Annotated in this window: 26 protein-coding genes and 1 rRNA gene; 15 read left to right on the top strand and 12 right to left on the bottom strand. The window is 68.9% G+C overall.

Translation table 11 applies throughout. The annotated features are described in order from the left end of the window. Positions 1–25: 25 nt before the first annotated feature. The 3 genes from ABT254_RS37130 (at position 26) to ABT254_RS37120 (ending at position 1,846) form a co-directional block, all read left to right on the top strand. The gene (locus ABT254_RS37130) at positions 26–448 is read left to right on the top strand and encodes an NUDIX hydrolase (protein WP_351480466.1); all 423 of its coding nucleotides are present in this window, start codon (positions 26–28) and stop codon (positions 446–448) included. Between the two features lie 283 nt (positions 449–731). Beyond that, entirely contained in the window at positions 732–1,559 is an 828-nt protein-coding gene (locus ABT254_RS37125) for an SCO4651 family lipoprotein (protein ID WP_351480463.1), read from the top strand. A 119-nt stretch (positions 1,560–1,678) separates the two neighbouring features. After that, positions 1,679–1,846 (top strand): hypothetical protein, encoded by a 168-nt coding sequence (locus ABT254_RS37120; protein ID WP_181922833.1) that lies wholly within the window; start codon positions 1,679–1,681, stop codon positions 1,844–1,846. Between the two features lie 27 nt (positions 1,847–1,873). Here ABT254_RS37120 and ABT254_RS37115 read toward each other — a convergent pair whose 3' ends face one another. After that, positions 1,874–2,212 carry a metal-sensitive transcriptional regulator gene (locus ABT254_RS37115; RefSeq protein ID WP_351480460.1) on the bottom strand — a complete coding sequence of 113 codons (339 nt, stop codon included), beginning with the start codon at positions 2,210–2,212 and terminating at the stop codon, positions 1,874–1,876. Positions 2,213–2,436: 224 nt separating this feature from the next. Here ABT254_RS37115 and ABT254_RS37110 point away from each other — a divergent pair, with 224 nt between their 5' ends. Together ABT254_RS37110 and ABT254_RS37105 are read left to right on the top strand one after the other, a co-directional pair. After that, positions 2,437–3,057, top strand: coding sequence for a DUF47 domain-containing protein (locus tag ABT254_RS37110; protein WP_351480458.1), 621 nt, complete (start codon positions 2,437–2,439; stop codon positions 3,055–3,057). 7 nt (positions 3,058–3,064) lie between these two features. Beyond that, positions 3,065–4,063: an inorganic phosphate transporter gene (locus ABT254_RS37105; protein WP_351480456.1), complete on the top strand. Its 999-nt coding sequence runs from the start codon at positions 3,065–3,067 to the stop codon at positions 4,061–4,063. 318 nt (positions 4,064–4,381) lie between these two features. Here ABT254_RS37105 and pstB read toward each other — a convergent pair whose 3' ends face one another. From pstB to pstS, 4 genes are all read right to left on the bottom strand, one after another. Continuing rightward, complete coding sequence (gene pstB / locus ABT254_RS37100; RefSeq protein WP_351480453.1) at positions 4,382–5,158, bottom strand: phosphate ABC transporter ATP-binding protein PstB; 777 nt, start codon at positions 5,156–5,158, stop codon at positions 4,382–4,384. 41 nt (positions 5,159–5,199) lie between these two features. Next, the gene (pstA, locus tag ABT254_RS37095) at positions 5,200–6,264 is read right to left on the bottom strand and encodes a phosphate ABC transporter permease PstA (protein WP_351480451.1); all 1,065 of its coding nucleotides are present in this window, start codon (positions 6,262–6,264) and stop codon (positions 5,200–5,202) included. Continuing rightward, positions 6,261–7,259: a phosphate ABC transporter permease subunit PstC gene (pstC, locus tag ABT254_RS37090; RefSeq protein WP_351480449.1), complete on the bottom strand. Its 999-nt coding sequence runs from the start codon at positions 7,257–7,259 to the stop codon at positions 6,261–6,263. The genes pstA and pstC overlap by 4 nt, the downstream gene beginning before the upstream one ends. Before the next feature lie 139 nt (positions 7,260–7,398). Beyond that, the gene (gene pstS / locus ABT254_RS37085; RefSeq protein WP_351480447.1) at positions 7,399–8,526 is read right to left on the bottom strand and encodes a phosphate ABC transporter substrate-binding protein PstS; all 1,128 of its coding nucleotides are present in this window, start codon (positions 8,524–8,526) and stop codon (positions 7,399–7,401) included. A 338-nt stretch (positions 8,527–8,864) separates the two neighbouring features. Between pstS and ABT254_RS37080 the strand changes: the two genes are divergently transcribed. Continuing rightward, on the top strand, positions 8,865–10,421 hold the full coding sequence (locus ABT254_RS37080) for an FAD-binding oxidoreductase (protein WP_351480444.1): 1,557 nt from the start codon (positions 8,865–8,867) through the stop codon (positions 10,419–10,421). A 116-nt stretch (positions 10,422–10,537) separates the two neighbouring features. Here the strand turns inward: ABT254_RS37080 and ABT254_RS37075 are convergent, their stop codons facing one another. From ABT254_RS37075 to ABT254_RS37060, 4 genes are all read right to left on the bottom strand, one after another. Continuing rightward, positions 10,538–11,239, bottom strand: a complete 702-nt coding sequence (locus ABT254_RS37075) for a phosphatase PAP2 family protein (RefSeq protein WP_351480441.1) — start codon at positions 11,237–11,239, stop codon at positions 10,538–10,540. A gap of 232 nt (positions 11,240–11,471) precedes the next feature. After that, complete coding sequence (locus ABT254_RS37070) at positions 11,472–12,479, bottom strand: C40 family peptidase (protein WP_351480438.1); 1,008 nt, start codon at positions 12,477–12,479, stop codon at positions 11,472–11,474. 75 nt (positions 12,480–12,554) lie between these two features. Beyond that, a complete protein-coding gene (locus ABT254_RS37065) occupies positions 12,555–13,328 on the bottom strand; it encodes a trypsin-like serine peptidase (protein WP_351480436.1) in 774 nt (257 codons plus the stop codon). A gap of 323 nt (positions 13,329–13,651) precedes the next feature. After that, positions 13,652–14,137, bottom strand: coding sequence for a MarR family winged helix-turn-helix transcriptional regulator (locus tag ABT254_RS37060; protein WP_351480433.1), 486 nt, complete (start codon positions 14,135–14,137; stop codon positions 13,652–13,654). 87 nt (positions 14,138–14,224) lie between these two features. On the opposite strand from ABT254_RS37060, the gene ABT254_RS37055 reads away from it, so the two are divergent. After that, positions 14,225–14,830 (top strand): NADPH-dependent FMN reductase, encoded by a 606-nt coding sequence (locus ABT254_RS37055; RefSeq protein WP_351480430.1) that lies wholly within the window; start codon positions 14,225–14,227, stop codon positions 14,828–14,830. 3 nt (positions 14,831–14,833) lie between these two features. Here the strand turns inward: ABT254_RS37055 and ABT254_RS37050 are convergent, their stop codons facing one another. Continuing rightward, positions 14,834–15,409 (bottom strand): hypothetical protein, encoded by a 576-nt coding sequence (locus tag ABT254_RS37050; RefSeq protein ID WP_351480427.1) that lies wholly within the window; start codon positions 15,407–15,409, stop codon positions 14,834–14,836. A 368-nt stretch (positions 15,410–15,777) separates the two neighbouring features. On the opposite strand from ABT254_RS37050, the gene ABT254_RS37045 reads away from it, so the two are divergent. From ABT254_RS37045 to ABT254_RS37010, 8 genes are all read left to right on the top strand, one after another. Then, complete coding sequence (locus ABT254_RS37045; protein WP_351480424.1) at positions 15,778–17,148, top strand: S53 family peptidase; 1,371 nt, start codon at positions 15,778–15,780, stop codon at positions 17,146–17,148. Between the two features lie 219 nt (positions 17,149–17,367). After that, positions 17,368–17,652, top strand: coding sequence for a hypothetical protein (locus ABT254_RS37040; RefSeq protein WP_351480421.1), 285 nt, complete (start codon positions 17,368–17,370; stop codon positions 17,650–17,652). 397 nt (positions 17,653–18,049) lie between these two features. After that, complete coding sequence (locus tag ABT254_RS37035; protein ID WP_014673544.1) at positions 18,050–18,358, top strand: DUF8827 family protein; 309 nt, start codon at positions 18,050–18,052, stop codon at positions 18,356–18,358. Positions 18,359–18,544: 186 nt separating this feature from the next. Next, positions 18,545–19,357, top strand: coding sequence for a hypothetical protein (locus ABT254_RS37030; RefSeq protein WP_351480418.1), 813 nt, complete (start codon positions 18,545–18,547; stop codon positions 19,355–19,357). Continuing rightward, the gene (locus ABT254_RS37025; protein WP_351480415.1) at positions 19,347–20,687 is read left to right on the top strand and encodes a hypothetical protein; all 1,341 of its coding nucleotides are present in this window, start codon (positions 19,347–19,349) and stop codon (positions 20,685–20,687) included. Before ABT254_RS37030 ends, ABT254_RS37025 begins: the two co-directional genes overlap by 11 nt. After that, positions 20,684–22,243 (top strand): SCO6880 family protein, encoded by a 1,560-nt coding sequence (locus tag ABT254_RS37020; protein ID WP_351480412.1) that lies wholly within the window; start codon positions 20,684–20,686, stop codon positions 22,241–22,243. Before ABT254_RS37025 ends, ABT254_RS37020 begins: the two co-directional genes overlap by 4 nt. 13 nt (positions 22,244–22,256) lie before the next feature. Then, a complete protein-coding gene (locus tag ABT254_RS37015) occupies positions 22,257–23,684 on the top strand; it encodes an ATP-binding protein (RefSeq protein ID WP_351480410.1) in 1,428 nt (475 codons plus the stop codon). Between the two features lie 18 nt (positions 23,685–23,702). Then, on the top strand, positions 23,703–25,211 hold the full coding sequence (locus tag ABT254_RS37010; protein WP_351480784.1) for a type IV secretory system conjugative DNA transfer family protein: 1,509 nt from the start codon (positions 23,703–23,705) through the stop codon (positions 25,209–25,211). 4 nt (positions 25,212–25,215) lie between these two features. Here the strand turns inward: ABT254_RS37010 and ABT254_RS37005 are convergent, their stop codons facing one another. Both ABT254_RS37005 and rrf read right to left on the bottom strand, forming a co-directional pair. Further along, positions 25,216–25,770, bottom strand: a complete 555-nt coding sequence (locus ABT254_RS37005; protein ID WP_351480408.1) for a GNAT family N-acetyltransferase — start codon at positions 25,768–25,770, stop codon at positions 25,216–25,218. Between the two features lie 69 nt (positions 25,771–25,839). Further along, positions 25,840–25,932, bottom strand: a 5S ribosomal RNA gene (rrf, locus tag ABT254_RS37000); the annotation flags it as partial.

The following is a 25,932-nucleotide window of genomic DNA, read 5'->3' as shown; positions in this document are numbered from 1 at the left end:
TGTCGAAGGAGGCGGTGACCCACCCGTGGCCCACACCAACGACACCATCGTCCAGGCATCCGGCTGCGTCCTGTGGCGGCGCTCCCCGGTCGACGGCGAGCTGGAGATCTGCCTCGTCCACCGGCCGAAGTACGACGACTGGTCCCACCCCAAGGGCAAGCTGAAGCGGGGTGAGGACCACCTGACGGGCGCCCTGCGCGAGGTCGCCGAGGAGTCCGGTTACACGGCGGAACCGGGCGCCGAGCTGTCCACCCTGCGCTACTTCGCGGGCGGCCGCCCCAAACAGGTCCGTTACTGGGCGGCCGAGGCGGTCTCCGGCGGCTTCACCCCCACCACGGAGGTGGACCGCATCCTGTGGCTCTCCCCCGCCGCGGCCCGCAGCCGGCTGACCCAGTACCGCGATCGCACCCTGGTCGACGAACTACTGACGACGTTGCGTCACGCCTGAAGGCTCGCATGCCCTTCGGCGTCCGCCCGGGCCTGGCTGCGCGCTCTGCGGGCAGGCCCGCGCCAGCCGCAGCTGCACCGAGCAATACAGAACCGGCCCTGTTCGACCGTCGTCGTGCGATGTTCCTGCTGGGCCACGTGACAACGTTACCCACCCCAGGTGCCGCATCCACCAGCCGCCTCCGGCAGCGGAGCCGGTACGCGCGTGACGACCCCACCCAGCCGTCGTTATCCGGAACGACAGGGGGCCCGTGACGAACGTACCGGCTGGGGGTAGACAGGCGATGGCGGAGCGGCAGCGCAGGGGGACGGTCGTCACGGCAGGACTCGTGGTCTGTGTCTGCATGGGGGCCGGCGGCTGTTCCGGAACCGGGTCCGCCGCCGAGGACCCCCGCGCCTCCGATCCCGTCGAGATCCTGCACCGCGCCGCCGAAACCCTTGTGGAATCGGGCAGTTCAAGGGCGACCACCTCGATGGAGATGGCCATCGGCGGCACCCGCGTCACCATCCGCGGCGAGGGCGACTACGACTACCGCCGGCAGCTCGGCCGGCTGAAGGTGCAGCTCCCGCAGAACCCGTCCGGCACCGCCGACCACCGCCCGATCACCGAACTCCTCGCGCCCGGCGCCGTGTTCATGAAGAACCGGGGCGCGGGAGTGCCCGCCGACAAGTGGGTACGGGTCGACACGGCCACCCTGTCCGACGGCAACCTGGTGACCGGCGGCGCCACCGACCCGTATGCCGCGGCCGAGTTGCTGCGCGGGACGCGCAGGGCTGCGTATCTCGGCCGGGCCGAGTTCGCGGGTGTCGAGGTGCGGCACTACCGCGGCACCGCCGACCTCACCCTGGCCGCGCGGCACGCCTCGAAGGGCGTCCGGGAGGCACTCGCGGCGGCGGCGAAAGGGTTCGCCACGGCCGAGGTCCCGTTCGACGTCTACCTCGACGACCAGGGCCGCATCCGCAAGATCCAGCACCGGTTCAGCTTCGTCAACGGCCTTCAGAAGGGCACCGTCGCGGTCGCCTCGACGTCGCTGCTGTACGACTTCGGGGCCCCCGTCGACGTACGGCTGCCGGCCTCGAAGGACATCTACGCAGGGAAGATCGCCGAGTAGCGGGCCCTGCTGGAGGATGATCTGACGAGCATCAAGAACTAGCCCGTCCGTGCCATGCGCGGTGTGTAGGCCGCTCCCTACTCTAGGAAGTCGGTAACGGCAGAGATGAGGTGATGCACGTGGCTCCGGTCGGCGGTACGGCAGTTCAGGACCACGTGGCCCTCGCCGAGATCGAGCTGTGCGGAGAGCTGATCATCGCGGCCTCGGCCGCGGAGGACCGGCTCAGCCTGGAGAGCATCGACGAGGTGCTGAAAGTGGCCGAGGAGCGCGCCGCCTCCGGCGACTAGCCGGAGGCCGGCCCCGCACCGGCGGGTTCAGGTGCGCAGCAGCCGGGCGATCGCCTTCGTCGCCTCGTCCACCTTGGCGTCGATCTCGTCACCGCCGCGGACCGCGGCATCGGCGACGCAGTGCCGCAGGTGCTCCTCCAGGAGTTGCAGCGCGAAGGACTGCAGGGCTTTGGTGGAGGCGGACACCTGGGTGAGTATGTCGATGCAGTAGACGTCCTCGTCGACCATCCGCTGCAGGCCGCGGATCTGGCCCTCGATCCGGCGCAGGCGCTTGAGGTGCTCGTCCTTCTGCTTGTGGTAGCCGTGCGTGGTGTTCTGCGTGCTTTCGTCGGAGGGCGCCGCCGCGCCGGCCTCGGTGGTCGTCATCGCGTCCTCCCGTAAGACATGCGGACATATACCCCTGGTGGGTATATGGTATCGAACTTTGCTGGGTATACGGCCCTTGGCCCCTGCCGGGACCGGGCCTGCGTACCGCCCCCGTGCCGACCACTCTGCCCGATGGGCGACACTGGGGGACGGCCCATTAGCCGTGGCCGGATGATGCGCCTAGCATCACCCTGACCGAAACCGAAGCACCCCGAGGACCCCACGTGCGCTTTCGTCTGACCCCCAGGGAGACGAGCTTCTACGACATGTTCGCCGCATCCGCGGACAACATCGTCACCGGCTCGAAGCTCCTGATGGAACTGCTCGGGGCGGACGCACCTGCCCGGGCCGAGATCGCAGAGCGTATGCGGGCCGCGGAACACGCGGGTGACGACGCCACGCATGCGATCTTCCACCAGCTGAACTCCTCGTTCATCACGCCCTTCGACCGCGAGGACATCTACTCCCTCGCCTCGTCCCTCGACGACATCATGGACTTCATGGAGGAGGCCGTCGACCTGGTCGTCCTCTACAACGTCGAGGAACTCCCCAAGGGCGTCGAGCAGCAGATCGAGGTCCTTGCGCGAGCCGCCGAACTGACGGCGGAGGCCATGCCCCACCTGCGCACCATGGACAACCTGACCGAGTACTGGATCGAGGTCAACCGCCTCGAGAACCAGGCCGACCAGATCCACCGCAAGCTGCTCGCGCATCTCTTCAACGGCAAGTACGACGCGATCGAGGTGCTCAAGCTCAAGCAGATCGTGGACGTACTGGAGGAGGCGGCGGACGCGTTCGAGCACGTGGCGAACACGGTGGAGACCATCGCCGTCAAGGAGTCCTGACCCCTCCATGGACACCTTCGCTCTGGTCGTGACCATCGCGGTCGCGCTCTTCTTCACGTACACGAACGGCTTCCACGACTCGGCGAACGCGATCGCGACGTCCGTCTCGACGCGGGCGCTGACGCCCCGGGCGGCGCTGGCAATGGCCGCGGCGATGAACATGCTGGGCGCGTTCCTCGGCAACGGCGTGGCCAAGACGGTCAGTGAGGGCCTGATCGAGACGCCGGAAGGCTCCAGGGGGATGGGCATCCTCTTCGCGGCGCTCACCGGCGCGATCGTGTGGAACCTGATCACCTGGTACTTCGGCCTGCCCTCCTCGTCCTCCCACGCGCTGTTCGGCGGCCTGGTCGGCGCGGCGCTCGCGGGCGGCACCGACGTGCTCTGGAGCGGCGTCCTCGACAAGGTCGTCATTCCGATGTTCGTGTCGCCGGTGGTCGGCCTGATCGCCGGCTACCTGGTGATGCTGGCGATCATGTGGATGTTCCGCCGGTCCAACCCGCACAAGGCCAAGCGCGGTTTCCGCATCGCCCAGACCGTCTCGGCGGCGGGCATGGCGCTCGGCCACGGCCTTCAGGACGCGCAGAAGACCATGGGCGTGGTCGTGATGGCACTGGTCATTTCCGGCCACCAGACCTTCGCCGACCCGATCCCGGTCTGGGTGAAGATCGTCTGCGCCCTGATGCTGTCCCTCGGCACGTACGCCGGCGGCTGGCGCATCATGCGTACGCTGGGACGGAAGATCATCGAGCTCGACCCCCCGCAGGGCTTCGCCGCCGAGACGACCGGTGCGTCGATCATGTTCACCACGGCGTACCTGTTCAAGGCCCCCATCTCGACGACCCACGTCATCACCTCGGCCATCATGGGCGTCGGCGCGACGAAGCGCGTGAACGCGGTGCGCTGGGGGGTGGCCAAGAACATCGTCATGGGCTGGTTCATCACCATGCCGGCGGCGGCCCTGGTGGCGGCGGGCTCCTTCGGGATCGTGAACCTGGCGTTCCTGTAGGGGGTTCTCGCCCCCGCCGGCCCCTCTCCGTCCCGTCCCCAGAGGCTCCGCCCCGGACCCCGATCGGCCTGAACGGCCTCGTCATCGAACGTCGGACGGGCTGGTCGTGCCTGACGGGGCTGCCTTTCGCCGGGCCGGGGCTTGATCTTTCAGCCCGTCCGGCGTTTGAGGACGAGGCCCCTCAAGGGCCGAAAGCCGGGGGTCTGGGGGCGGCAGCCCCCAGGTACGACGACGGGCCCGCCCCCGGGAGCCAGGGGCGGGCCCTTCATCGTCCTCGCGGTGGCACCGCCATGCAGCACCGCGAGGGGTCTCGAAGGCTCAGCCGAAGCGGCCGGAGATGTAGTCCTCCGTCGCCTGGACCGACGGGTTGGAGAAGATCCGCTCCGTGTCGTCGATCTCGATCAGCTTGCCGGGCTGCCCGACCGCCGCCAGGTTGAAGAACGCCGTACGGTCCGAGACACGCGCCGCCTGCTGCATGTTGTGCGTCACGATGACGATCGTGAACCGTTCCTTCAGCTCACCGATCAGGTCCTCGATGGCGAGCGTGGAGATCGGGTCGAGGGCCGAGCAGGGCTCGTCCATGAGCAGCACCTTCGGCTCGACAGCGATCGCCCGCGCGATGCACAGACGCTGCTGCTGACCACCGGAAAGACCCGAACCGGGCTTGTTCAGCCGGTCCTTGACCTCGTTCCAGAGGTTCGCGCCCTTCAGGGACTTCTCCACGACCTCCGCGAGCTCGGACTTCTTGTACGAGCCGTTCAGCCGCAGCCCCGCCGCCACGTTGTCGAAGATCGACATCGTCGGGAACGGGTTCGGCCGCTGGAACACCATGCCGACCTCGCGGCGCACGGACACCGGGTCGATGCCCTGCCCGTACAGGTCCTCGTCGTCGAGCAGCACCTTGCCCTCGACCCGGCCCCCGGCCGTGACCTCGTGCATCCGGTTGAGCGTGCGCAGGAACGTCGACTTGCCGCAGCCGGAGGGGCCGATGAACGCCGTCACCGAACGCGGCTCGACCGTCATCGAGATGTCTTCGATCGCCTTGTGGGCGCCGTAGTAGGCGGTGAGCCCGCTTACGTCGATTCGCTTGGCCATGATTACGTCACTTCCAGAATTCTCGGTCGCATATGGCCGCGTCAGCGACCGGTCTTCGGGGCCTTCCAGCGGGCGATGCCGCGGGCCACCAGGTTCAGGATCATCACGAAGGCGATCAGCGTGAGCGAGGCCGCCCAGGCCCTGTCGTACGACGCGTCCGCGCCTGCCGCGTACTGCTGATAGATGTACAACGGCAGCGACTGCTGCGCACCCTCGAAGGGGTTGTTGTTGATGAACCGGTTGCCGAACACCAGCAGCAGCACGGGAGCCGTCTCACCGGTGATACGGGCGATCGCCAGCATGATGCCCGTCGTGATGCCGCCGATGGAGGTCGGCAGGACCACCTTCAGGATGGTGCGCCACTTCGGGACACCGAGCGCCAGGGAGGCTTCGCGCAGCTCGTTCGGGACCAGCTTGAGCATCTCCTCCGTGGAGCGCACGACCACCGGCATCATCAGGATGGCCAGGGCCAGCGAACCGGCGAAGCCGAAGGGCTCCAGCTCGAAGATCAGCATGAGGCTGAGGATGAACAGACCCGCGACGATGGACGGGACACCCGTCATCACGTCGACGAAGAAGGTGACGGCCCGGGCCAGCTTGCCCCGGCCGTACTCGACCAGGTAGATCGCGGTGAGGATGCCGATCGGCGCGGCGATCAGCGTGGCGAGGGCGACCTGCTCCAGGCTGCCGATGATGGCGTGGTAGATGCCACCACCCGGCTGGGAGTCGGCGACGATGCCCATCGAGTGGGTCAGGAAGTAGACGCTGAGGACCTTCACACCGCGCGAGATGGTCACCCACACCAGGGAGACCAGCGGGACGACGGCGAGCAGGAAGGCCACCCAGACCAGTCCGGTCGCGATGCGGTCCTTGGCCTGACGGCGGCCCTCGACGCTCGCGGCGATGACGTACGTGGCGACGAGGAAGACCAGCCCGGCGATCAGGCCCCACTGGACCTTGCTGTCGAGGCCGGCGCCCAGACCGATGGCGACCGCCACGGCGAGCGAGCCGGCGGCGATCGCCCAGGGCGACCACTTCGGCAGGCTGGCACCGCGCAGCGTGCTGGCGGGCTTTTCGGCGATGGCGGCGTTGGCGCTGTGGCTCATGCGTTGGCCCCCGAGTACTCCTTGCGGCGGGCGATGATCATGCGAGCCGCGCCGTTGACCAGCAGGGTGATGACGAACAGGACCAGACCGGAGGCGATGAGCGCGTCCCGGCCCTGCTCCGTTGCCTCACCGAACTTGGAGGCGATGTTCTGGGCGAAGGTGCCGCCGCCCGGGTTGAGCAGGCTGCCGTGGATGAGGAAGTCCGGGGAGAGCACGGTGGCGACGGCCATCGTCTCGCCGAGCGCACGGCCGAGGCCGAGCATCGAGGCGGAGATCACACCGGAGCGGCCGAAGGGGATCACCGCCATGCGGATGACCTCCCAGCGCGTGGCACCGAGGGCGAGAGCCGCCTCCTCGTGCATCTGCGGGACCTGGCGGAAGACCTCGCGGCTCACGTTGGTGATGATCGGCAGGATCATGATCGCGAGCAGGATGCCGACGGTCAGCATCGAGCGCGGCGCACCGCCGTCCCACGAGAAGATGCCGGTCCAGCCGAAGTAGCTGTCCAGCCAGCCGTAGAGACCGTTCATGTGCGGTACGAGGATCAGGGCGCCCCACAGGCCGTACACGATGGACGGTACGGCGGCGAGCAGGTCGATCACGTAGGCGATGGGACCGCTCAGCCGGCGCGGGGCGTAGTGCGTGAGGAACAGCGCGATCGCCACGGCGATCGGAACGGCGAGGACCATGGCGATGATCGAGGAGACCACCGTGCCGAAGGCCAGGACCGCGATGCCGAAGACCGGCGGGACGGCCGTGGCGTTCCACTCGAAGGTCGTGAGGAAGTTGCCGTGGTCCTTGCTGATCGCGAGGGAGGCGCGGTAGGTCAGGAAGACCGCGATCGCGGCCATGACCACCAACAGGAAGATGCCCGACCCACGGGAGAGACCGAGGAAGATCCGGTCACCGGGTCGGGTGGCGCCGCGAGCCGCGCGCTTCTGTTCGGCGGTGGGCGCGGGTGGGGGAGCGTCGGTTATCTGTGTGGAAGTGTCCATCGGGTTCTCCGGTCTGCGGAGCCTCACACGGGGTGCGGCTCTGCGAAGCCGTACGGGGTGTACGGCTCGTGGCGGCGGTGCACCGGACGGTGCGGTCCGGTCCCGGGTTTTTCAGGCCCGGGACCGGACCGCACTCGGATCAGCTCAGGCCCTCGATGGTGGTGCGGACCTTGGCGATGATGTCGGCGGGGACGGGCGCGTACTTCAGGTTGGGCAGCAGGGCCTGACCGTCCTCGGAGGCGATGTAGCGCAGGAACGCCTTGGTGGCGGGCAGGGTGTCCGCCTTGTTGCCCTTGTCGCACACGATCTCGTACGTGACCAGGGTGATCGGGTAGGCGCCGTCGGCCTTGGTGTTGTAGTTCAGCTGGAGCGACAGGTCCTTGCCCGTGCCCACGACCTTGGCGTCGGCGATGGCCTTGGTGGCGCTGTCACTGCTGGGCGCGACCGGGGCGCTGGCGCCGGTGTTGATGCTGACGGCCTTCACGCCGTCGGTGACGTAGGACAGCTCGAAGTAGCCGATGGCGCCGTTGGTCTGCTTGACCTGGGCGGCCACACCGGAGGACTGCGCGGCGGACTGGCCGCCCTTGGCCTGCCAGGCCTTGCCGCCGGAGTACTTCCAGTTGTCGGGCGTCGCGGCCTTGAGGTACTTGGTGAAGTTGTCCGTGGAGCCGGACTCGTCCGAGCGGTGGAACGCCTGGATCTTGAGGTCGGGCAGCTTCACGCCCTTGTTCAGCGCGGCGATCGCCGGGTCGTTCCACTTGGTGATCTTGCTGTCGAAGATCTTCGCAATGGTCGGAGCGTCCAGGACCAGGTTGTCCACGCCGGAGAGGTTGTAGCCGAGCGCGATCGGGCCGCCGACCATCGGAAGGTCGATGCCCTGGCCGCCGGTGCAGACCTTCTTGGAGGCGGCGACGTCCTCGGGCTTCAGCGCGGAGTCGGAACCGGCGAAGGCGAGCTGGCCCTGGGTGAAGGAGGTGACACCCGCACCGGAACCGCCGGCCTTGTAGTTGATCTGCACACCGCAGGCCTTGGAGAACTGCGCCACCCACGCGTCGATCGCGTTCTTCTGCGCGGAGGAGCCGTCGGAGAGCAGCTGGCCCTTGGCGTCGTCGCACTTGATCGAGCTGGCGTTGCCCGTCGAGGACGCGCTGGCGCCGCCGGTGCCGCCACTGGTGTCGTCCGAGCCGCACGCCGTGAGGACCAGGGCGCCCGACGCGGCGAGAGCACCGAGGGCGATGGCCCGCCGATTCATGCGCTGAAGCTTCACTTGAAAGAGTTCCTTCCAGGAGCCGCCGTCCTGAATTCGGCGGCGTGCGAGGTTGAAGTCCTGGCGACGACAGGACGCGCCTTCCCCGAGGTACGGCCCGCATCGCGTAAGGCCGAAATTAGGCAGACCAGGTGAAGGCGCCTACGGCCGGAAATGAACGGCAGGTGAACCCCTGCCGACGGCGTGGTTAGGTCACGGAACGCTTACGGGGAGGGCACACAAAGGTCCCGGCTCTCTTCACGTCTCACTCCACGGTGACACAGGAGTGACACTTCCGCCGGAACCCGTGGGGTCGGCGAGCCGTCTCGTTCCCCGAGAGCAATCCGGGAGGGCGCAACATGGAACGTCGTACGTTCATAGGAGGCGGCGCGGCCGCGCTCGCGGCCGTCGCCACGGCCGCGTGCAGGGGCGGGTCCGCCGACGCGGACACCAGCACCTCCGCGTCGTCCGCTTCCTCCGGTACGGCGATCAGGTCGACGTCCGCCCAGGCCGCCCCCGCGAACTGGACAGCGCTCGCCCGCGACCTCGACGGCGCCCTGATACGCCCGGGCGAGGCGACCTGGACGACGGCCCACCAGCTGTACAACACCCGCTTCGACGGCCTGAAGCCGGCGGCCGTCGCCTATGTCGCCCACGCCGACGACATACGGACGACCCTCGCCTATGCCCGCGCCCACAACATCCGGGTCGCGATCCGCAACGGCGGCCACTCCTACGCGGGCTGGTCCTCCGGCAACGGCAAGCTGATCGTCGACGTCTCGAAGCTGAAGCAGATCCGGGTGAGCGGCGGCCAGGCCGTCGTCGGCGCCGGCTCCAAGCTGATCGACGTCTACCGGGCGCTGGCCGCGAAGGGCGTGACGATACCCGCGGGCTCCTGCCCCTCGGTCGGCGTCTCGGGCCTGGTCCTGGGCGGCGGCCACGGCGTGGTCTCCCGGGCGTACGGCCTGACCTGCGACAGCCTCACCCAGGCCACCCTGATCACAGCGGACGGCAAGCAGCTCACCGCTGACGCGACCGAGAACAAGGACCTGTTCTGGGCGCTGCGCGGCGCGGGCAACGGCAACTTCGGCGTCGTGACGGAACTGCACTTCAAGACCCATCCGGCGCCGCAGGCCGTCTCCGCGTACCTGACCTGGCCCTGGTCGAAGGCCGCCGCCGTGGTGAAGGCCTGGCAGGAGTGGGGTCCCGACCAGCCGGACGAGATCTGGTCCTCCTGCCACCTGGAGAACGGCGGCTCGCCCACCGTGTCGGTCGCGGCCTTCTCCATCGGCACCTACGGCGAACTGCAGAACGCCCTCGACCGCCTGGTCTCGGCGGTCGGCTCGCCGACCCGCAGCGAAACGCTCAAGCGGCACACCTACGAGGGCGCGATGGAGGCGTACGCGGGCTGCTCGTCGTTCCGCACCGAGGCCCGGTGCCACCTCCCCGGCTCCACCCCGAACCGCAACCCGCAGGGCGCCCTGGGCCGGGAGACCTACACGGCCCGCTCGGACTTCTTCGACCGCTCGATCTCCTCGGCGGGCATCCAGACCCTGCTGAGGAACATCAATGCGGTCCCGGGCGGCGCGGGCAGCATCGCCTTGACGGCCCTGGGCGGCGCGGTCAACCGCGTCTCCCCCACCGCGACGGCCTTCGTCCACCGCCGCTCCCGGATGCTGGCCCAGTACCTCGCGTCCTGGCGAGCCGGCACCACCGGCTCAGCCGCCCAGACCTGGCTCACCAACACCCACAACGCCATGCGCCCGTACGCCTCGGGAGCGGCCTACCAGAACTACACGGACCCGACCCTGACGAACTGGCGCCAGGCGTACTACGGGGATGCGGCGTCCCGCCTGACAACCCTGAAGAACCAGTACGACCCGAACCGCTTCTTCACATATCCCCAGGCCCTGTAGCAGCCCCGCCCAGCCTGCGGGCAGTCGTGCCGCTGGGGCGGCACGGGTGGGCGCAGGCGGCACCCCGCACGCGCGGGCAAGCGAAACTCCCGTACGCCGGCCGCACCCCGGGTCACCTATGCAGCCAGGTCCCGCTCCTCCGCCCCCGCCGCTTCCTTCCGAGCCCCCGGGATCAACGCACCCTGCCCTACATCCGCCCGGGCCCGAACCATCCACCCACCCCAAGCCGACCCCTCAACAGCCTTCATCACAGGCGTGAGCAGCAGCATGGCAACCGGCGAAAGCAACAACGCCACAGCCGTCCCGAGCGCAAACCCCCCGACCACATCAGTCGGATAGTGCACGCCCATATAAACCCGGCAGAACCCCTCAAGCAACGCCAACCCGATCCCGACCACCCCGAACTTCCGGTTGGCGACAAACACCCCCACCGCCATGGCCATGGTGATCGTCGCGTGATCGCTCACAAACGAGAAGTCGGTCTTCCCGGACACCAGCACATCGAGCCCGTCGTGCGTCCGAAACGGCCGAGGCCGCTCCACGAACCCCCGTATCGGCACATTCACCAGCACCGCCAGCGCCGCGGCAACCGGCGCCCACACCAACGCGGCCACGGACGAGGCAGCGTCCTCGTCCCCCCGCCGCCGCACGGACCACCAGCACCACACCACCAGCAGCACCATGGCCAGCAGCAGCCCGTACTCCCCGACGAAGGAGACGATCCGGTCGAACCAGTGCGGCGCGTCCTTGGCCAGGCCATTGATGTCGTAGAGCAGGTCGACGTCGGGGTTCGACCCGGATTCGGCGAGTCCAGCCATGGTGCTGCGGCCCCTTCGTCGTCTGCTGCCGGACGTACTCGCGCACGCCCGCTTACCCACCCCCGTGGTTGTAGGTCACGTCGCGGACAGCCACCGGGATGACTGTCGGATGACTACGAGAACAGGAACGCACGGTCCCAGTTACTACGTTCCACACTCCACCGAATGATCACGCAGACGTTATCGAAGAGAGACTCATCGCCGCAGCTCAGGGGGTGGGTTCACGCTCGGTTCACACCGTGGTGGGCAGTGCTTTCGCGCCATCTTCGGTGACTCGCGTGGCTCCGAAGTACTCGGAGGTGTCGATGGGGTCGAACCGGATCACCGCGCCCGTCCGCGGCGCGTCGATCATGTATCCGCCGCCCACATAGATCCCCACATGGTGGATGGCCCGGGAGTCGGTGGGGTCCTTGGAGAAGAACACGAGATCGCCGGGCAGAAGCTCGTCCCGCTTCGGGTGCGGCCCGGCGTTGTACTGGTCGTTGGCGACCCGCGGCAGCGTGATCCCGACACTCTCGTACGCGGCCTTGGTCAGCCCCGAGCAGTCAAAACGCCCGTTGTCCGCGGCGGTCCCGTTGCCGCCCCACAGATAGGGCGTCCCCAGCTTCTTCTGCGCGTAGTAGATGGCCCCCGCGGCCTGCTTGCTGGGATCGACCCGGCTGACCGGCGCGGCGAAGCTCTCCTCGAGCGTCGTGATCGTCCTGACGTAGTTCCGGGTCTCCTTGTACGGCGGCACGCCCCCGTACTTGATCACCGCGTAGGCCCCGGCGTTGTACGAGGCGAGCATGTTTTCGGTCAGATTCCCGGGCACGTCCTTGACGTACGAGGCGAGCTGGCAGTCGTAGGAGGCGGCGGACGGAATGGCATCCGCCGGATCCCAGACGTTCTTGACCCCGTCCCCGTTGCCGTCGACGCCGTGCGTGGCCCAGGTGCCGGGGATGAACTGCGCTATCCCCTCCGCGGCCGCCGCACTCCTGGCGTTCGGGTTGAACCCGCTCTCCTGGTAGAGCTGGGCGGCGAGCAGTGCGGGGTTGAGGGCGGGGCAGAGGTTGCCCCACTTCTGCACGATGGCCGAGTACGCGGCGGGCACGGCCCCCTTGGCCAACGCCTTGGTGCCGCCGCCCACCCCGTTGATGAGGTTCCCGGCGACGACGTACACCCCGACGACGAGCAGCATCACGAAGGACAGAGCAGAACCGACGGCAACGCCGGCCACGACCCACGCCTTACGCACCGTCAACCGCCCCTCACCGCCCGGGAGTCCGATAGCCCAGGTCAGTCTAGGGGCGCGTCCCGTGTTCCGGGAGGACAGAGATCAGCCGGTCGCATCCCGATACAACTCGGCCGCTTCCGCTCCGAACACGACGCTGTACGAGATGTCGTCCGTGAACCCGCCCTTCTCGTGCCCTCCCAGGATTCCGACGACCGCCTTGTCCCCGTTGACCCAGGGACTCCCGCTGGTTCCTCCGGAAAGGCGGGGGCAGTAGATCCGCTGCTGGGTACGGCTGTGCGCGGTCGGCCTGTTGGTGCAGCTGACCGGCACTTCCCGGGTGTTGGGATACCCGGTGATGGTGACGGCGGTGGCGCCGGTCGCCATACCGGCCACGAAGGGGTTGCCGCCGACGGCGTCCTCGACCCCTTTGCCACCCTTGTTCTCGACGACGGCGAAGGCGACGTCACTGTCCTCGCGCTGCCCCCTGGCCCACCCGTCGGGCAGGAACACCTTGCGCACCGTCCACACCCCGTACGGCGCCCGCCCGCCCCGGTAGCCCGGCACGAAGACGAGGTTCCCGTCCTTGCTCCCGCCCAGGCAGTGGGCCGCGGTGACGATGAGATTGCGGTGCGGGCTGTACACGACGGAGGCGGTGCAGAAGTGCCCGCCCGCGAGCGAGGATCTCCGGCCGGCGTCGAAGAGGGCTCCGACCTTCCTGGACTGCGCGTTGTCCCCCGCGACCACGGTCACACCGAGGGGACCCGGCCCGTCGTCCGCGTTGGCGAGCGAAGCGGAGGTGAGCGCCGGCACGAGGAGCACGACGGCCGCGCACAGGGGACTGGTGACACGCCTGCTGATGCGTGGAATGCGCTTCATCGGCGCCCACTGTGACCCACGAAGGTGAGAAAAAGGTCTGGCGTTCACTTGGATCTCTCCGTGAACGGTCCTCCCTGCGGCTGCGGTCCCTGCGACACGGACATGGCTCGCTGCCTCCGTCTCTCCACCGCCTCGGCGTCGCTACCACCGTACGGTGCCCCCGCCGACCCCGCCTCCGCGTCACGCTCCGCGCACGCCGGCGCCCGCTTCCTCTGCCGCGACTCCTCCCTCGTCACACCATCCTCCCTTCACGCTCCGAACCCACACCATCACGTTAGGCCACCGGACTGACATTCGGTCCACCACCCAGTCCGGGCGGAGTCCTACCGGGCGTCGTCGGCGCTCCCGCTGTCGCGTGGCTCGACGCGGTCGATCAGCTGCCCGCTCCAGGCCCGCAAAGCCGCTGCCTGCTGAGGCGTGAGCGTGTCGAGGAAGTAGTGGCGGATGTTCCCGGCATGCACGAGGACGGCGTTCTGCACGACGGCGCGTCCCTTGTCGGTCAGCCCGATCCCGGTACGGCGGCCACCGGCGCCGTGCTCGGTCCGCTCCACGAAGCCGCGGTTCTCCATGCGCGTCAGCTGGTGCGAGACGCGGCTCTTCTCCCAGTCGAGCGACTCGGACAGTTCGCCGACGCGCATCTCGCGGCCGGGGGCCTGCCACAGCGTCACCAGCACGCTGAACTCGGCCTTCGAGATGCCGCAGTCACGCTGCAGACCGCGGTCGAGCTCCCGGACGAGCAGGCGCTGCGCGCGCATCCAGGTGTCCCAGAACTCCCACTCGTCGGGTTCCAGCGTTCGCGTCCCGGCCATGGCGCGCAGCATACCGAGGCAGGGTGTTGACGCGTCAACTCACTCTCCCTAGAGTTGACGCGTCAACTCTTTCGGGAAAGGACACCCATGGCACTCCGCATCGGCATCATCCTCGGCAGCACCCGCCCCGGACGCCGGGGCGAGACGATCGCCTCCTGGCTGCTCGACACGGCGCGCGCCCACGGTGGCGCCGACTACGAGCTCGTCGACCTCGCCCAGCACCGCCTCGGCAACCTCGACGAGGGCGGAAATCCGACCCACCAGCAGTACGAGCACCCGCACACCCGCGCCTGGTCCGCGCTGATCGACGACTTCGACGGATTCGTGTTCCTCGTCCCGGAGTACAACCACTCCTTCCCCGGCGCGCTCAAGAACGCGCTGGACTACGTCTACCGGGAGTGGAACGACAAGGCCGCCGGCATCGTCAGCTACGGCGGTTGGGCCGCGGGCGTTCGAGCCGCCGAGGCGCTGCGGCTCGTGCTCGCCGAGCTCCAGGTGGCCACGGTCCGCACACAACCCGCCATCCCCCTGATTCCCGCGTTCGCGACAGGTGCCTTCGTCCCGGCGGAGGGCCTCGACGCCGCGGTCCGCGGCATGCTCGACCAGGTCATCGCCTGGTCCGGCGCGCTGCGCGGCGTACGCGAGACCAAGGCGGAGGCGCTCGCGGGCGTCCAGCCCGCCGCAGCGAAATGACGCTCAGCCGGTCACATCCGCCTTGCCCCCGCCCGGAGTGACCGCGTACCACTGCCCGTCCTTCCCCTGACCGTTCACCTGCCCGGCCCCCGTGTCGCCCGCGTACCGGTACAACGGCCACCCGGCGAGGGTGAGTTGTTTCCTGCCGTCGCGATGGACCGTGCCGAGAAGCCGTTTGTCGACGCCCACCGTCTGCACGGAGTCCGGCACGATGACCGGGATCCATGTCTTCACGCACGCGCCGGCACAGGTCCACCTGGACGGATTCGGCCGGTCCTTGTCGTAGCGGTAGAGGGTCACCCCCTGCCCGTCGGTGACCACGCTGCCCCCGCCCTGTACGGCCTCGGCCTTCACCAGAGCGGTCGAGGCCGTCCGCCCGCTCCCGGTCCCCCCGCCGCCGGCCGGTGCCGAGGCCGCCGGAGCCGATGCGACCGGCGCGACGCCGGTGGCGCTCGTACCGGAGGCGCCGCTGTTCGAGGAGTCGCACGCCGCCAGGAGAAAGGCGCAGACGAGGCCTGCGGCCGAAGCCAGGACGATGCGGTGCGGGATCACAGGACTGCTCTTCTTCGGGGTCGCCATCCACATGCCCTCTCCATACGTCGGACAGCTCCCGCCCTCTCAGCCGCCGATGCCACATGACGCAGACTTGACCCCCGCCCCGCCCGGACAGGGCCGGCCGCGCACAGGACATGACGCGTGTAAACCTGTCTCCCACCTGTCCGGATGCTGTGCGCGAAGTCAAGCCACCCCCAACCCCCCTCCATCGCACCGCCATTGAGCAGCAATCCGCCAACCCCCTTCAGTAATGCGGAAGTCAGAATTCCGAAACTGGCTTGTTTGTCGCGTACTCAACAAGCGATGGTCTACGCGGGTCGCCGCCCCTGCCGGAACCCCCCGGCAGTCCCCCCACCGCAGTCCTCTGCCCACCACTCCCTGGAGGCTGTACGTTGCGTACGACCACCCCCAACTCCCCCCACATATCCGGCAGATGGCGCCGGATCGGCTCCGCCGCCGCGGCCACCGCGGCGCTGGTCCTCGCCGGATTCGGCACCGCGGTCCAGGCGGACGCCGCCACCACCGCCCCGGCCGCCCACAAGGTCAGCACCAAGGCGATCGCCGCGCAGGTCGCCAAGGCGCACGTGCGGTACACGAAGGCCTGTGGCGCCACCCCGAAGAAGGGCTACGCCGCGTGCAACGCCCTGCGCGTCACCGGCGGCACCACCGCCTTCATGGAGAAGCAGGCCGCGCTCAAGGGCGTCGCCCCCAAGACCATCAGGCCGAACGCCGCTCAGGACGACCCGACCGGCTACGGCCCGAGCGACATCCAGTCGGCGTACGGCCTCACCTCCGCCGCCTCCTCGAACGGCTCCGGCGAGACCGTCGCCATCGTCGACGCCTACGACGACCCGAACGCCGAGGCCGACCTGGCCACCTACCGCGACTACTACGGCCTGAGCTCCTGCACCACGGACAACGGCTGCTTCTCCAAGGTCAGCCAGACCGGCTCCACGACCTCCCTCCCCAAGGCCGACAGCGGCTGGGCCGGTGAGATCTCCCTCGACCTCGACATGGTCAGCGCGACCTGCCCGAACTGCAACATCCTCCTCGTCGAGGCCAAGTCGGCGTCCGACGCCAACCTGGGCACCGCGGTGAACGAGGCCGTCAAGCTGGGCGCCAAGTTCGTCTCCAACAGCTACGGCGGCTCCGAGTCCTCCTCGGACACGACGTACGACTCCTCGTACTACAAGCACCCGGGCGTCGCCATCACCGCGAGCGCCGGCGACAGCGGCTACGGCGCCGAATACCCCGCCGCCTCGAAGTACGTCACCGCAGTCGGCGGCACCAAGCTCTCCACGTCGTCCAACAGCCGTGGCTGGACCGAGAGCGTCTGGAACACCAGCAGCACCGAGGGCACCGGCTCCGGCTGCTCCTCGTACGATGCGAAGCCCTCCTGGCAGACCGACACCGGCTGCACCAAGCGCATGATCGCCGACGTCTCCGCGGTCGCCGACCCCGCCACCGGCGTCTCCGTCTACGACACCTACGGCTCCGACGGCACCGGCTGGAACACCTACGGCGGCACCAGCGCCTCTTCCCCGCTCATCGCCTCGGTCTACGCCCTCGCGGGCACCCCGGGCAGCAGCGACTACCCGGCGCAGTACCCCTACAACGCCGCCGGCACCTCCGCCCTCAACGACGTCACCAGCGGCAGCAACGGCACCTGCTCCACCAGCTACTTCTGCACCGCGAAGTCGGGCTACGACGGACCGACCGGCTGGGGCACCCCCGAGGGCCTCGACGCCTTCACGGCGAGCTGACAGCAGTACGCGGCAGGACCACCCCGTCGGGTCACGGGGAGCCGCCGGACTGAGGGAGTACGTGGGGCCTCCTCGGCGGCACGGAAAGGAAAACGGGTCACGGCAGCCGGCCGCGGCCCGTTTTCCCGTACGCCCCGACGTTCGGACGTGACGGCGCATCGGGCACCATCTTGCGGAGAACGTCGACGTCCGATCCACGACGCCCCGGGGGAAAACCGAATGAAGCGCACGCTCGCAGTCCTGCTCACCGTCGTCGCGCTCACCGCGCCACTGGCCGGTTGCAGCAGCTCGTCGAAGAACGTCACCGGCACCGTCGTCAGCAAGGACACGGACCACGAGTGCAAGACGAAGAAGAAGGGCACGAAGCGGACCCGCAGCTGCCACACCGAGTACGAGCTGACGGTCCGCACGAAAGGCGGCGACGAGGAAGAGGTCGACGTCAGCTACAGCGCCTACAGCAACTGCGTCGAGGGTTCGCGCTACCCCAAGTGCACCACGCGCTAGCGGTACAGCCACCTCCGCCTTCACCGGCTGACGACTGACCCTCCGTCACCGAGCGGGCCGCGGCCACCGGCCGCGGCCCGTTCGCCGTACCGGATACTCTTCATCCGTTCGTCCGTCACCCGGAGAACATCGGCTCGACCCCTCACCCGACCCACCGTCAGGAACGATTCAGGTCGTAAGAGGGGTCAACGACGGAACCCCACCACAGGTTCCGCTCAGGCCTCATTGCCCGGCGTGACCTGCCGTGATACACAGAGTGACCTAACAGCTATTCGTACGAAACCCGCCATGCAATGACGCCAAGTCGACATACGAAGGCAGCATTGTCGGCGAGAATGAGCCTGACCTCTGCATCCCGCAGGGGCCGCGGAACTACCCACCAGGGGCGGTGACTTACATGCTCTTTGCGGCCGACAAGGGAGACATCAACACCATCATCGGCGGGATCGCTCCGGACTGGGGCCCCTTCGGCAGCCTGGGCAACGAGGCGAAGGTCATGATCGAGGTGGTGATGGCCGTCGCCATTCTCCTCTGCCTCGGCATCGCCGTCTGGGGCGCCGCCAAGCAGCGCATCGGCGCGACCGCGCTGCGCGACACCTTCAGCGCGGAACAAGGCAAAGGCCTCATCATCGCCGGTCTCACCGGGGTATTCATCATCGGTTCGCTGGGCACGCTGTTCACCATCGTGTACGGCATGGCCGTCTAGCAGGCCGTTTGCGGCAGGCGTCCGCCAGTCCCTCCCGGGCGCGCCCGGTCCCCTCTACCCCCACCCGCCCGTCGTGCCCACCGGCTGAGGTTGCGTTTCCCTGATGTCGAGTCACCACACCGCGCCCGCGCGGGAACCAGCACGGCTACCGTCGTATGTCTACGAGCTGGAGAGGGCGTACACGGCATGAGTCTCGGAGACGAGCACGAGGCCTCCGGCGGTTACGGCGGCACGGGCCAGACCCGGACCCGGCTGCCCGACGGGGGCGGCGACGTCTACGGCGGCGCCCGCCGCGGCGGCCGCTCGTCGTCCCGCAGCCTGATCACGGTGGTCGGCGTGGTGGTCCTCCTCATCGCCGCAATCGCCTTCGCGAACCGTGGAGGGGGCGATTCCTCTTCGGACAGCGGGAGCGGGAGCAAGCCGGACGCTGCGTCCACGGCTGCGAGCGGGACAAAGCCGGTGCAGGCAGGCTTCGCCCATGACCAGCAGGGGGCACAGAGCGCGGCGGCGAACTACTCGGTCGCGCTGGGCTCGACGGACATGTTCAACACCGCCGGTCGGCACGCGATCGTCAATACCGTGTACGCCCCGGATGTCGCCGCCGCTCGGCAGTCCGCCCTGGACAGCGCGTACTCCAGCGAGAAGTTCCTGGCCAACATCGGCCTCGACAAGGACGGCAGGGCGCCGAGCGGACAGACCTTCGTCTCCCGTGTCATTCCGGTAGGCACCAAGGTCACCTCCTCCACCGCCAGCACTGCCACCGTCGAGGTCTGGTACACGTCGCTCTTCGGCCTGTCCGGTGAGAGCTCGACGAACCCGGTGTCCGAGAGCTGGTACACCACGACGTACCAGCTGAAGTGGGTCGACAACGACTGGAAGGTCACCGACTTCCAGCAGAAGGACGGACCCGTGCCGGTCGGGCGCGATCAGAAGGCTTCCACCGCCGACGACATGACGAAGGCTGTCGAGGAGTTCGGAGGTTTCACCTATGCGCGCTAACCACCGCTTCCTCAAGGTCACGGCCGCTGTCGCCGCCGTCCAGGCCACCACGGTGCTGCTGGCCACCCGCGCCTTCGCCGCACCAACGCCCAAACCGACGACGAGCAACGACCCCTGCGACCTCATCCGCGGCCCCGCCAAGGACTACTGCGAACGCGGCAACGGCGCAAAAGGCCTCACCGGCACCGGTGGCGGTCTCGACCCCACCTCCTCCCTCGACCCCCTCTCCTCCCTCGCCAAGGGCTGCGCGGACGCCGCCTCCTGGACCATCAACAAGCTCAGCGAGGCCGTAAAAGAAACCGCGAACGTCGACTTCACCAACCAGAAGTTCCTTCAGCAGTACGCAGTCGTCTTCGCCGCCTCCACGATCCTCACGCTCCTGCTCTGGCTGCTGGCCGTGGCCAAGCGCGCCGTCCGAGGTGTCCCCCTCACCACGGCGATCTCGGAGGCGATCGGCTTCCTCTGGCTGACGGTCCTCGCCTCGGCCTTCACGCCCCTGATCCTCTACACCGTCGTATCGGCGACGGACGGCGTCACAGACGTCCTCGCCAAGACCACCGGCGACCAGACGGACACCTTCTTCGGCACGTTCTCCGGCGCCCTCAACAAGGGCGAGAACATCGGCGGCGGCCCCATCATGCTGATCGTGGTGTCCCTGGTCAGCATCCTCGCCGCCGGCGTGCTCTGGCTGGAGCTCGTCATCCGCGCCGCCCTCCTCTACGTCGGCGCCCTCCTCGGCACCGTCGTCTACGCGGGCCTGGTCGACAAGAACCTGTGGGGCCACGTCCGCCGCTGGGCGGGCATCATGATCGCGGTCATCCTCGTCAAGCCGATCATCGTGATCGTGCTGGGCCTCGCCGGCGCGCTGTCCTCCGCGAACGGCCCGGACTCGTTCTCCGCGGTCGTCTCCGGCCTCGCGATCATCCTGCTCGCCATCTTCGCCAGCGCGATGATCTACAGATTCGTCCCCGGCTTCGGCGACGAGATCGCCAGCGGCCGCAACAACCGCATCATGGCCGGAGCCGAGGGCAAGGCCGCCGCGGTCATCAGCTCCCCGGCGACCATGGTCGCGCAGGGCATCAAGACGCACAGCGCCCGCGCCAACGACAACGGGGGCGGCGGCCAGTCGTCCTCCGGCGGCGGCGCCCGCCCGGCCAACCCGGCCAGCGGCGGAGTAGCCGCCCACAGCACCCGCCCCTCGAACGGAGGTGGCGGCGGCTCCGTCCCCTCCGCCGCACCCGCACCCCGTTCGTCGAGCCCGGTGAACACCCCGCACGCCAGCAACACCCGCAACAGCAGTACCAACCGCACGGGAGGTGAAGGGCGTTGACGACCGAGTCCCACCTGTCCCATCCGGTCACGCCCCGCCGCACATATCTCATCGGCCGCGCCCGGCCGAACGCGATCGTCGGCCGGAATCGTGAATCCGGCGAGATCGCGCTGATCATCGCGGGCGCGTTCCTCGGCATGATGTGCGGGCTCCTGGTCCCCGTCCTCTCCCTGCGCATCGTGCTGCTGATGGGCTTCCCGCTGCTCGCCCTGGCGGCGGTCTACGTGCCCTACAAGCACCGCACGTTCTACAAGTGGTTCGAGATCAACCGCAGCTACAAGCGCACCCTGAAGCAGGGCACCGTCTACCGCAGCGGCGTCATCGAGGCCGGTACCCGGCTCGACGGACGCGAGGTCGAGGTCGGCCCGCCCCCCGGGATCGGCCGCATCACCTGGCTGGCCGCCCCCTTCGGGCCCGACGAGATCGCCGTGCTCCTGCACGCCGACCGCCGCACCGTCACCGCCGCCATCGAGATCGAGGGCCCCGGCGTCGGCCTGCGCGACTCGGAGGACCAGGAAGCCCTCGTCGACCGCTTCGGCACGCTCCTCAAGCACGTCGCCAACGGGGACGGCTTCGTCACCCGCCTCCAGATGCTCGCCCGCACCCTCCCCGCCGACCCGGACGCCCACGCCAAGGACGTCGCCATCCGCGGGGACGAGAAGGCGCTGGGCTGGCTCCAGCAGTCGTACGACCAACTTCAGTCGATGGTCTCGACGAGCAGCGAGCAGCATCGCGCCTACCTCGTCGCCTGCATGCACTTCACCCGCGAGCTCGCGGCCGAGGCACACGCGATGGCACGCGCGGCCCGCCCCCAGAACGGCCGCAAGGTGGACCGGGACGCCGGTCTCGCGGTCGTCATGGCCCGCGAACTCACCGACATCTGCTCGCGCCTCCAGGAGGCCGACATCCGCGTGCGCCAGCCCCTCGGGCAGGGCCGTCTCGCCTCCCTCATCCACTCCATGTACGACCCCGACCACCCGATCGACCACATCCAGGCGATGACCAAGCGCAACGCCTGGCCGGCCGAACTGGACGCCATGGAGCCGACGTACCTCCAGGCCAAGACCCGGGAGTCCTCCACCCGCGCGCCCTGGTGCCACGCCACGGCCTGGGTGAAGGAGTGGCCGATGACCCCGGTGGGCGTCAACTTCCTGGCCCCGCTGCTCGTCCACACCCCGGACGTCATCCGGACGGTCGCCGTCACGATGGACCTCGAACCCACCGAGGTGGCCATCGAACGCATGCTGACCGAGAAGACCAACGACGAGGCCGAGGCCTCCCGGGCCGCCAAGATGAACCGCACCGTCGACCCCCGTGACGTCGCCGCCCACAACCGCCTGGACCAGCGCGGCGAGGACCTGGCGAGCGGCGCGGCAGGCGTGAACCTGGTCGGCTACATCACCGTCTCCTCCCGCTCCCCCGAGGCCCTCGCCCGCGACAAGCGGACCATCCGCGCCTCGGCCGGAAAGTCGTACCTGAAGCTGGAGTGGTGCGACCGGGAACACCACCGCGCCTTCGTGAACACGCTCCCGTTCGCCACCGGCATCCGAAGGTAGGGGCTGAGCTCTGATGCGGGATCCGCTGTCCGTCCTGACCGACGCCTTCACGTCCTTCCTCTTCGGGAAGGTCGAGACGACCCGCCTGCCGGTGCGCACGTCGACAGGCCAGGCCCAGGCGGTCTACCTGCCGACCGCCGCGCCCGGCCTCGGCGACTCGGGCGTGATCATCGGCCGCGAGGTCTACTCCGGCAAGGGCTACATCTACGACCCCTTCCAGCTCTACGGCCAGCAGCTCCCGGCCCCGCACTGGCTGGTCCTCGGCGAGTCCGGCAACGGCAAGTCGGCCCTGGAGAAGACCTACGTCCTACGGCAGCTGCGCTTCCGCGACCGCCAGGTCGTCGTCCTCGACGCCCAGGGCGAGGACGGCGTCGGCGAATGGAACCTGATCGCGGAAGAGCTGGGGATAACTCCCATCCGTCTGGACCCGGCGGCGGCCCTTGACCACGGGATCCGCCTCAACCCCCTCGACCCGGCGATCACGACCACCGGCCAGCTCGCCCTGCTCCGGACGATCATCGAGGTCGCCATGGGCCACGGCCTGGACGAACGCTCCGGCTTCGCCCTGAAGGTCGCGCACGCCTACGTCAACGAGACGATCGTCGAACGCCAGCCGGTCCTCACCGACATCGTCGAGCAGCTACGGCACCCCGAACCCGAGTCGGCCGAGGCGATGAACGTCGCCATAGAGGACGTACGGGCCTGGGGCCTGGACGTGGCGCTGGTCCTGGACCGTCTGGTCGACGGTGACCTCCGCGGCATGTTCGACGGCCCGACCACGGTCGGCATCGACCTCGACGCGCCCCTCATCGTGTTCGATTTGTCCCACATCGACCGCAACTCCATCGCCATGCCGATCCTGATGGCGATCGTCGGCGTCTGGCTGGAACACACCTGGATCCGCCCCGACCGGAAGAAGCGCATCTTCCTGGTCGAGGAGGCCTGGCACATCATCAACAGCCCCTTCGTCGCCCAGCTCTTCCAGCGGCTGCTGAAGTTCGGCCGCCGGCTCGGTCTGTCCTTCGTGGCCGTGGTCCACCACCTGTCGGACGTCGTCGACGGCGCGGCGGCCAAGGAAGCCGCGGCCATCCTGAAGATGGCGTCCACCAGGACGATCTACGCCCAGAAGGCCGACGAGGCGCGGGCGACGGGCCGCGTCCTCGGCCTCCCCCGCTGGGCTGTGGAGATCATCCCCACCCTCACCCCCGGCATCGCCGTCTGGGACGTCAACGGCAATGTCCAGGTCGTCAAACACCTGGTCACCGAGACGGAACGCCCGCTCGTCTTCACCGACCGCGCCATGACGGAGTCCTCCGCCGAGCGCGCCCTGAACGACGACGCCCTGCGCGCCGCCGAACTGGAGGCCGAGGAGCGCGCGGCGGCCTTCGTGGAACAGCACCTGAGCGACTTCGAGGGGCCGTCCGAGTCGACGGTGGCGTAGCAGGGGAGGCGGGACGTGGTGAGACCGGACGACCGGCGAAGAGACCCCCGGGACGGGCAGGGCGGCATCCCGGACGGGCTCCTGCTCGGCATACTCGCCTTCCTCCTCGGCATGACCCTGCTGGTGTGGACGGCCACCGGTCTCGCGGGCCTGTTCGCCAAGGGCAGCTGGCCGCACGGCGTCACCTTCACCCGCACCCCCCTCGCCATGCGCCACCTCATCGGCCAACCGCACGACATCCCGGGCGCCTGGCCCGAGACCCCGGCCACCCAGCTTTCCGGATACGGCCTGTTCTGGGGCCTGTTCATCGGCCAGTTGATGGTGCTGTTCGTACTGACGGTGTTCGCGATGGGCACGTTCGCCCGCTGGCGCGCGGGCCGCCTGAGGCGACGCACGCAACAGCCGAGCGCAGTCGAGGGACCCGCGCCCGAGCCGACGCCGACGCACTACGAGGTCCCGACACCGAGGACGGCACCGCCCGAACCGCAGCCGACGGAGCTCCTCCAGGAACCGGCACCCACCCCCGAGCCCGCCCCCTCCCTGCTCGCCGACGACCGGACGACGGCGGGCGGGACGGCAGGAGCGGGCGGAGTGATTGGGGGTCGGGAGAAACTCGTCGTAGCCCCCAGAGAAAGCCGCCACACGACCGCGACCCAGGCCGTACGCGACGCGGAAGGCCCGGCCCTCGTCATCACCTCGAACCCGGCGATCTGGTCGGACACCAAGGACGCCCGGTCAAAACTGGGCCCCGTCCTCCTGTACGACCCCGCTCACCTCTGCGACACCCCGGCCCGCCTGCACTGGTCCCCCACCACGGGCTGCGAGGACAAGCAGACGGCAACGGCCCGAGCGGCCGCCCTCCTCGCCCCGATCCGCCCCACCGCCAAACTCGACCAGGCCCTGGCAGCAACAGCCGAAACGCTCCTGCGCAGCTATGTGCACGCCGCAGCCGTGGACGGCCGCACCATCCGCCACGTCCACCGCTGGTCCCAGGGCGCCCAGGTCCAGGACGCGGTCCGCATCCTCCGTACGAACCCCAAGGCGGCCCCCGGCTCAGCGGGCGAACTCGAGGCCGCCCTCACCGCGCACCCCGAACGCCGGGACATGGCCCAGGAGTTGACCAGCAGAGCCCTCTCCGCCCTCTTCACGGTCAACATCCGCGAGGCCTGCACTCCAAACCGAACAGATGCCCTCACCTTGGATTCCTTCGTCCATGAAGGGGGCACGCTTTATGTGGTGGGGGAATCCATCGAGGACCCCAGAAGCAACCCGGGCGCGATGCCCCTTCTGACGGCCCTCGTCTCAAGCGTGGTCGAGCGTGGCCGGCGCATGGCCGAACGGTCATCCTCCGGTCGCCTCGACCCACCACTCACGCTCGTCCTGGACGACGTCGCAGCGGTGGCTCCGCTTCCCCAGTTGCCGGAGCTACTGGCCACAGGAGCGGACCGGGGCCTGCCGACCCTGGCCCTGCTCCGCTCCCGCGAACAGGGCCGAGCCCGCTGGCCGCACGACGAACTGCCGGTGTAGGCCGTCAGCCGACCTTCTCGCGCACCAAGGCGAACTCCAACTCGGACTCCCCCGGCCTCTCCTGCAACGGCACGGTCACCCCGGTCGGCGTGAACCCGATCTTCCGGTAAAACCGCTGAGCCCGCCCGTTCTCCTCGTGCACGATGAGCCGCACCCGCTCCACGCCCTGCGCCCAGGCCCACTCCAGGCCGGCATCGAAGAGCACCTCGGTGAGCCCGATGCCCCGGCACTCCGGCCGCACGAACACGCCTACGACATGCCCCTGCTTCCGCTCCACCGGAAACCCCGCCCAGTCGGTCGACCCGGCCTCCTCGACCAGCACGACCAAGGTCCCGACCCACTCTCCGTCGGGCCCCTCAGCAATGATCTGCTGCGCCCCGGTCGCGCCCTCGGCGGCGCCGGCCGCCCGCTCCTGCCAGAAGGAATCCGGGCGCGCGATCGCTTGCTCATAGGTTTCCAGAAAAGCGAGATGCGCTACGGGATCTTGGAGCGCGACGAGCCGCAACGCCTTCGCCCGGGGCCACTCGTCGGCGCGTATGGAACGGATCTTGTAGTTCATGGAGGCCACGGTAGCCGAAACGCAGAAAACCCCGTACCGGATAACCGGTACGGGGTTTTCTCAAGATTTGTTCGGCGGCGTCCTACTCTCCCACAGGGTCCCCCCTGCAGTACCATCGGCGCTGTAAGGCTTAGCTTCCGGGTTCGGAATGTAACCGGGCGT

This window comes from Streptomyces sp. NPDC001137 (assembly GCF_040298885.1).
Taxonomy (GTDB): domain Bacteria; phylum Actinomycetota; class Actinomycetes; order Streptomycetales; family Streptomycetaceae; genus Streptomyces.
The sequence above is the reverse complement of the archived record's forward strand: the minus strand, read 5'-3'. Positions and strand labels throughout refer to the sequence as shown.

Excerpts from the sequence above, each read along its gene's own strand:
- ABT254_RS37125 (WP_351480463.1), top strand. The coding sequence starts at position 732 with ATGGCGGAGCGGCAGCGCAGGGGGACGGTCGTCACGGCAGGACTCGTG.
- ABT254_RS37115 (WP_351480460.1), bottom strand. The coding sequence starts at position 2,212 with ATGACGACCACCGAGGCCGGCGCGGCGGCGCCCTCCGACGAAAGCACG.
- ABT254_RS37105 (WP_351480456.1), top strand. The coding sequence starts at position 3,065 with ATGGACACCTTCGCTCTGGTCGTGACCATCGCGGTCGCGCTCTTCTTC.
- pstB (WP_351480453.1), bottom strand. The coding sequence starts at position 5,158 with ATGGCCAAGCGAATCGACGTAAGCGGGCTCACCGCCTACTACGGCGCC.
- pstA (WP_351480451.1), bottom strand. The coding sequence starts at position 6,264 with ATGAGCCACAGCGCCAACGCCGCCATCGCCGAAAAGCCCGCCAGCACG.
- pstC (WP_351480449.1), bottom strand. The coding sequence starts at position 7,259 with ATGGACACTTCCACACAGATAACCGACGCTCCCCCACCCGCGCCCACC.
- ABT254_RS37080 (WP_351480444.1), top strand. The coding sequence starts at position 8,865 with ATGGAACGTCGTACGTTCATAGGAGGCGGCGCGGCCGCGCTCGCGGCC.
- ABT254_RS37075 (WP_351480441.1), bottom strand. The coding sequence starts at position 11,239 with ATGGCTGGACTCGCCGAATCCGGGTCGAACCCCGACGTCGACCTGCTC.
- ABT254_RS37065 (WP_351480436.1), bottom strand. The coding sequence starts at position 13,328 with ATGAAGCGCATTCCACGCATCAGCAGGCGTGTCACCAGTCCCCTGTGC.
- ABT254_RS37060 (WP_351480433.1), bottom strand. The coding sequence starts at position 14,137 with ATGGCCGGGACGCGAACGCTGGAACCCGACGAGTGGGAGTTCTGGGAC.
- ABT254_RS37055 (WP_351480430.1), top strand. The coding sequence starts at position 14,225 with ATGGCACTCCGCATCGGCATCATCCTCGGCAGCACCCGCCCCGGACGC.
- ABT254_RS37050 (WP_351480427.1), bottom strand. The coding sequence starts at position 15,409 with ATGGCGACCCCGAAGAAGAGCAGTCCTGTGATCCCGCACCGCATCGTC.
- ABT254_RS37040 (WP_351480421.1), top strand. The coding sequence starts at position 17,368 with ATGAAGCGCACGCTCGCAGTCCTGCTCACCGTCGTCGCGCTCACCGCG.
- ABT254_RS37035 (WP_014673544.1), top strand. The coding sequence starts at position 18,050 with ATGCTCTTTGCGGCCGACAAGGGAGACATCAACACCATCATCGGCGGG.
- ABT254_RS37030 (WP_351480418.1), top strand. The coding sequence starts at position 18,545 with ATGAGTCTCGGAGACGAGCACGAGGCCTCCGGCGGTTACGGCGGCACG.
- ABT254_RS37025 (WP_351480415.1), top strand. The coding sequence starts at position 19,347 with ATGCGCGCTAACCACCGCTTCCTCAAGGTCACGGCCGCTGTCGCCGCC.
- ABT254_RS37015 (WP_351480410.1), top strand. The coding sequence starts at position 22,257 with ATGCGGGATCCGCTGTCCGTCCTGACCGACGCCTTCACGTCCTTCCTC.
- ABT254_RS37005 (WP_351480408.1), bottom strand. The coding sequence starts at position 25,770 with ATGAACTACAAGATCCGTTCCATACGCGCCGACGAGTGGCCCCGGGCG.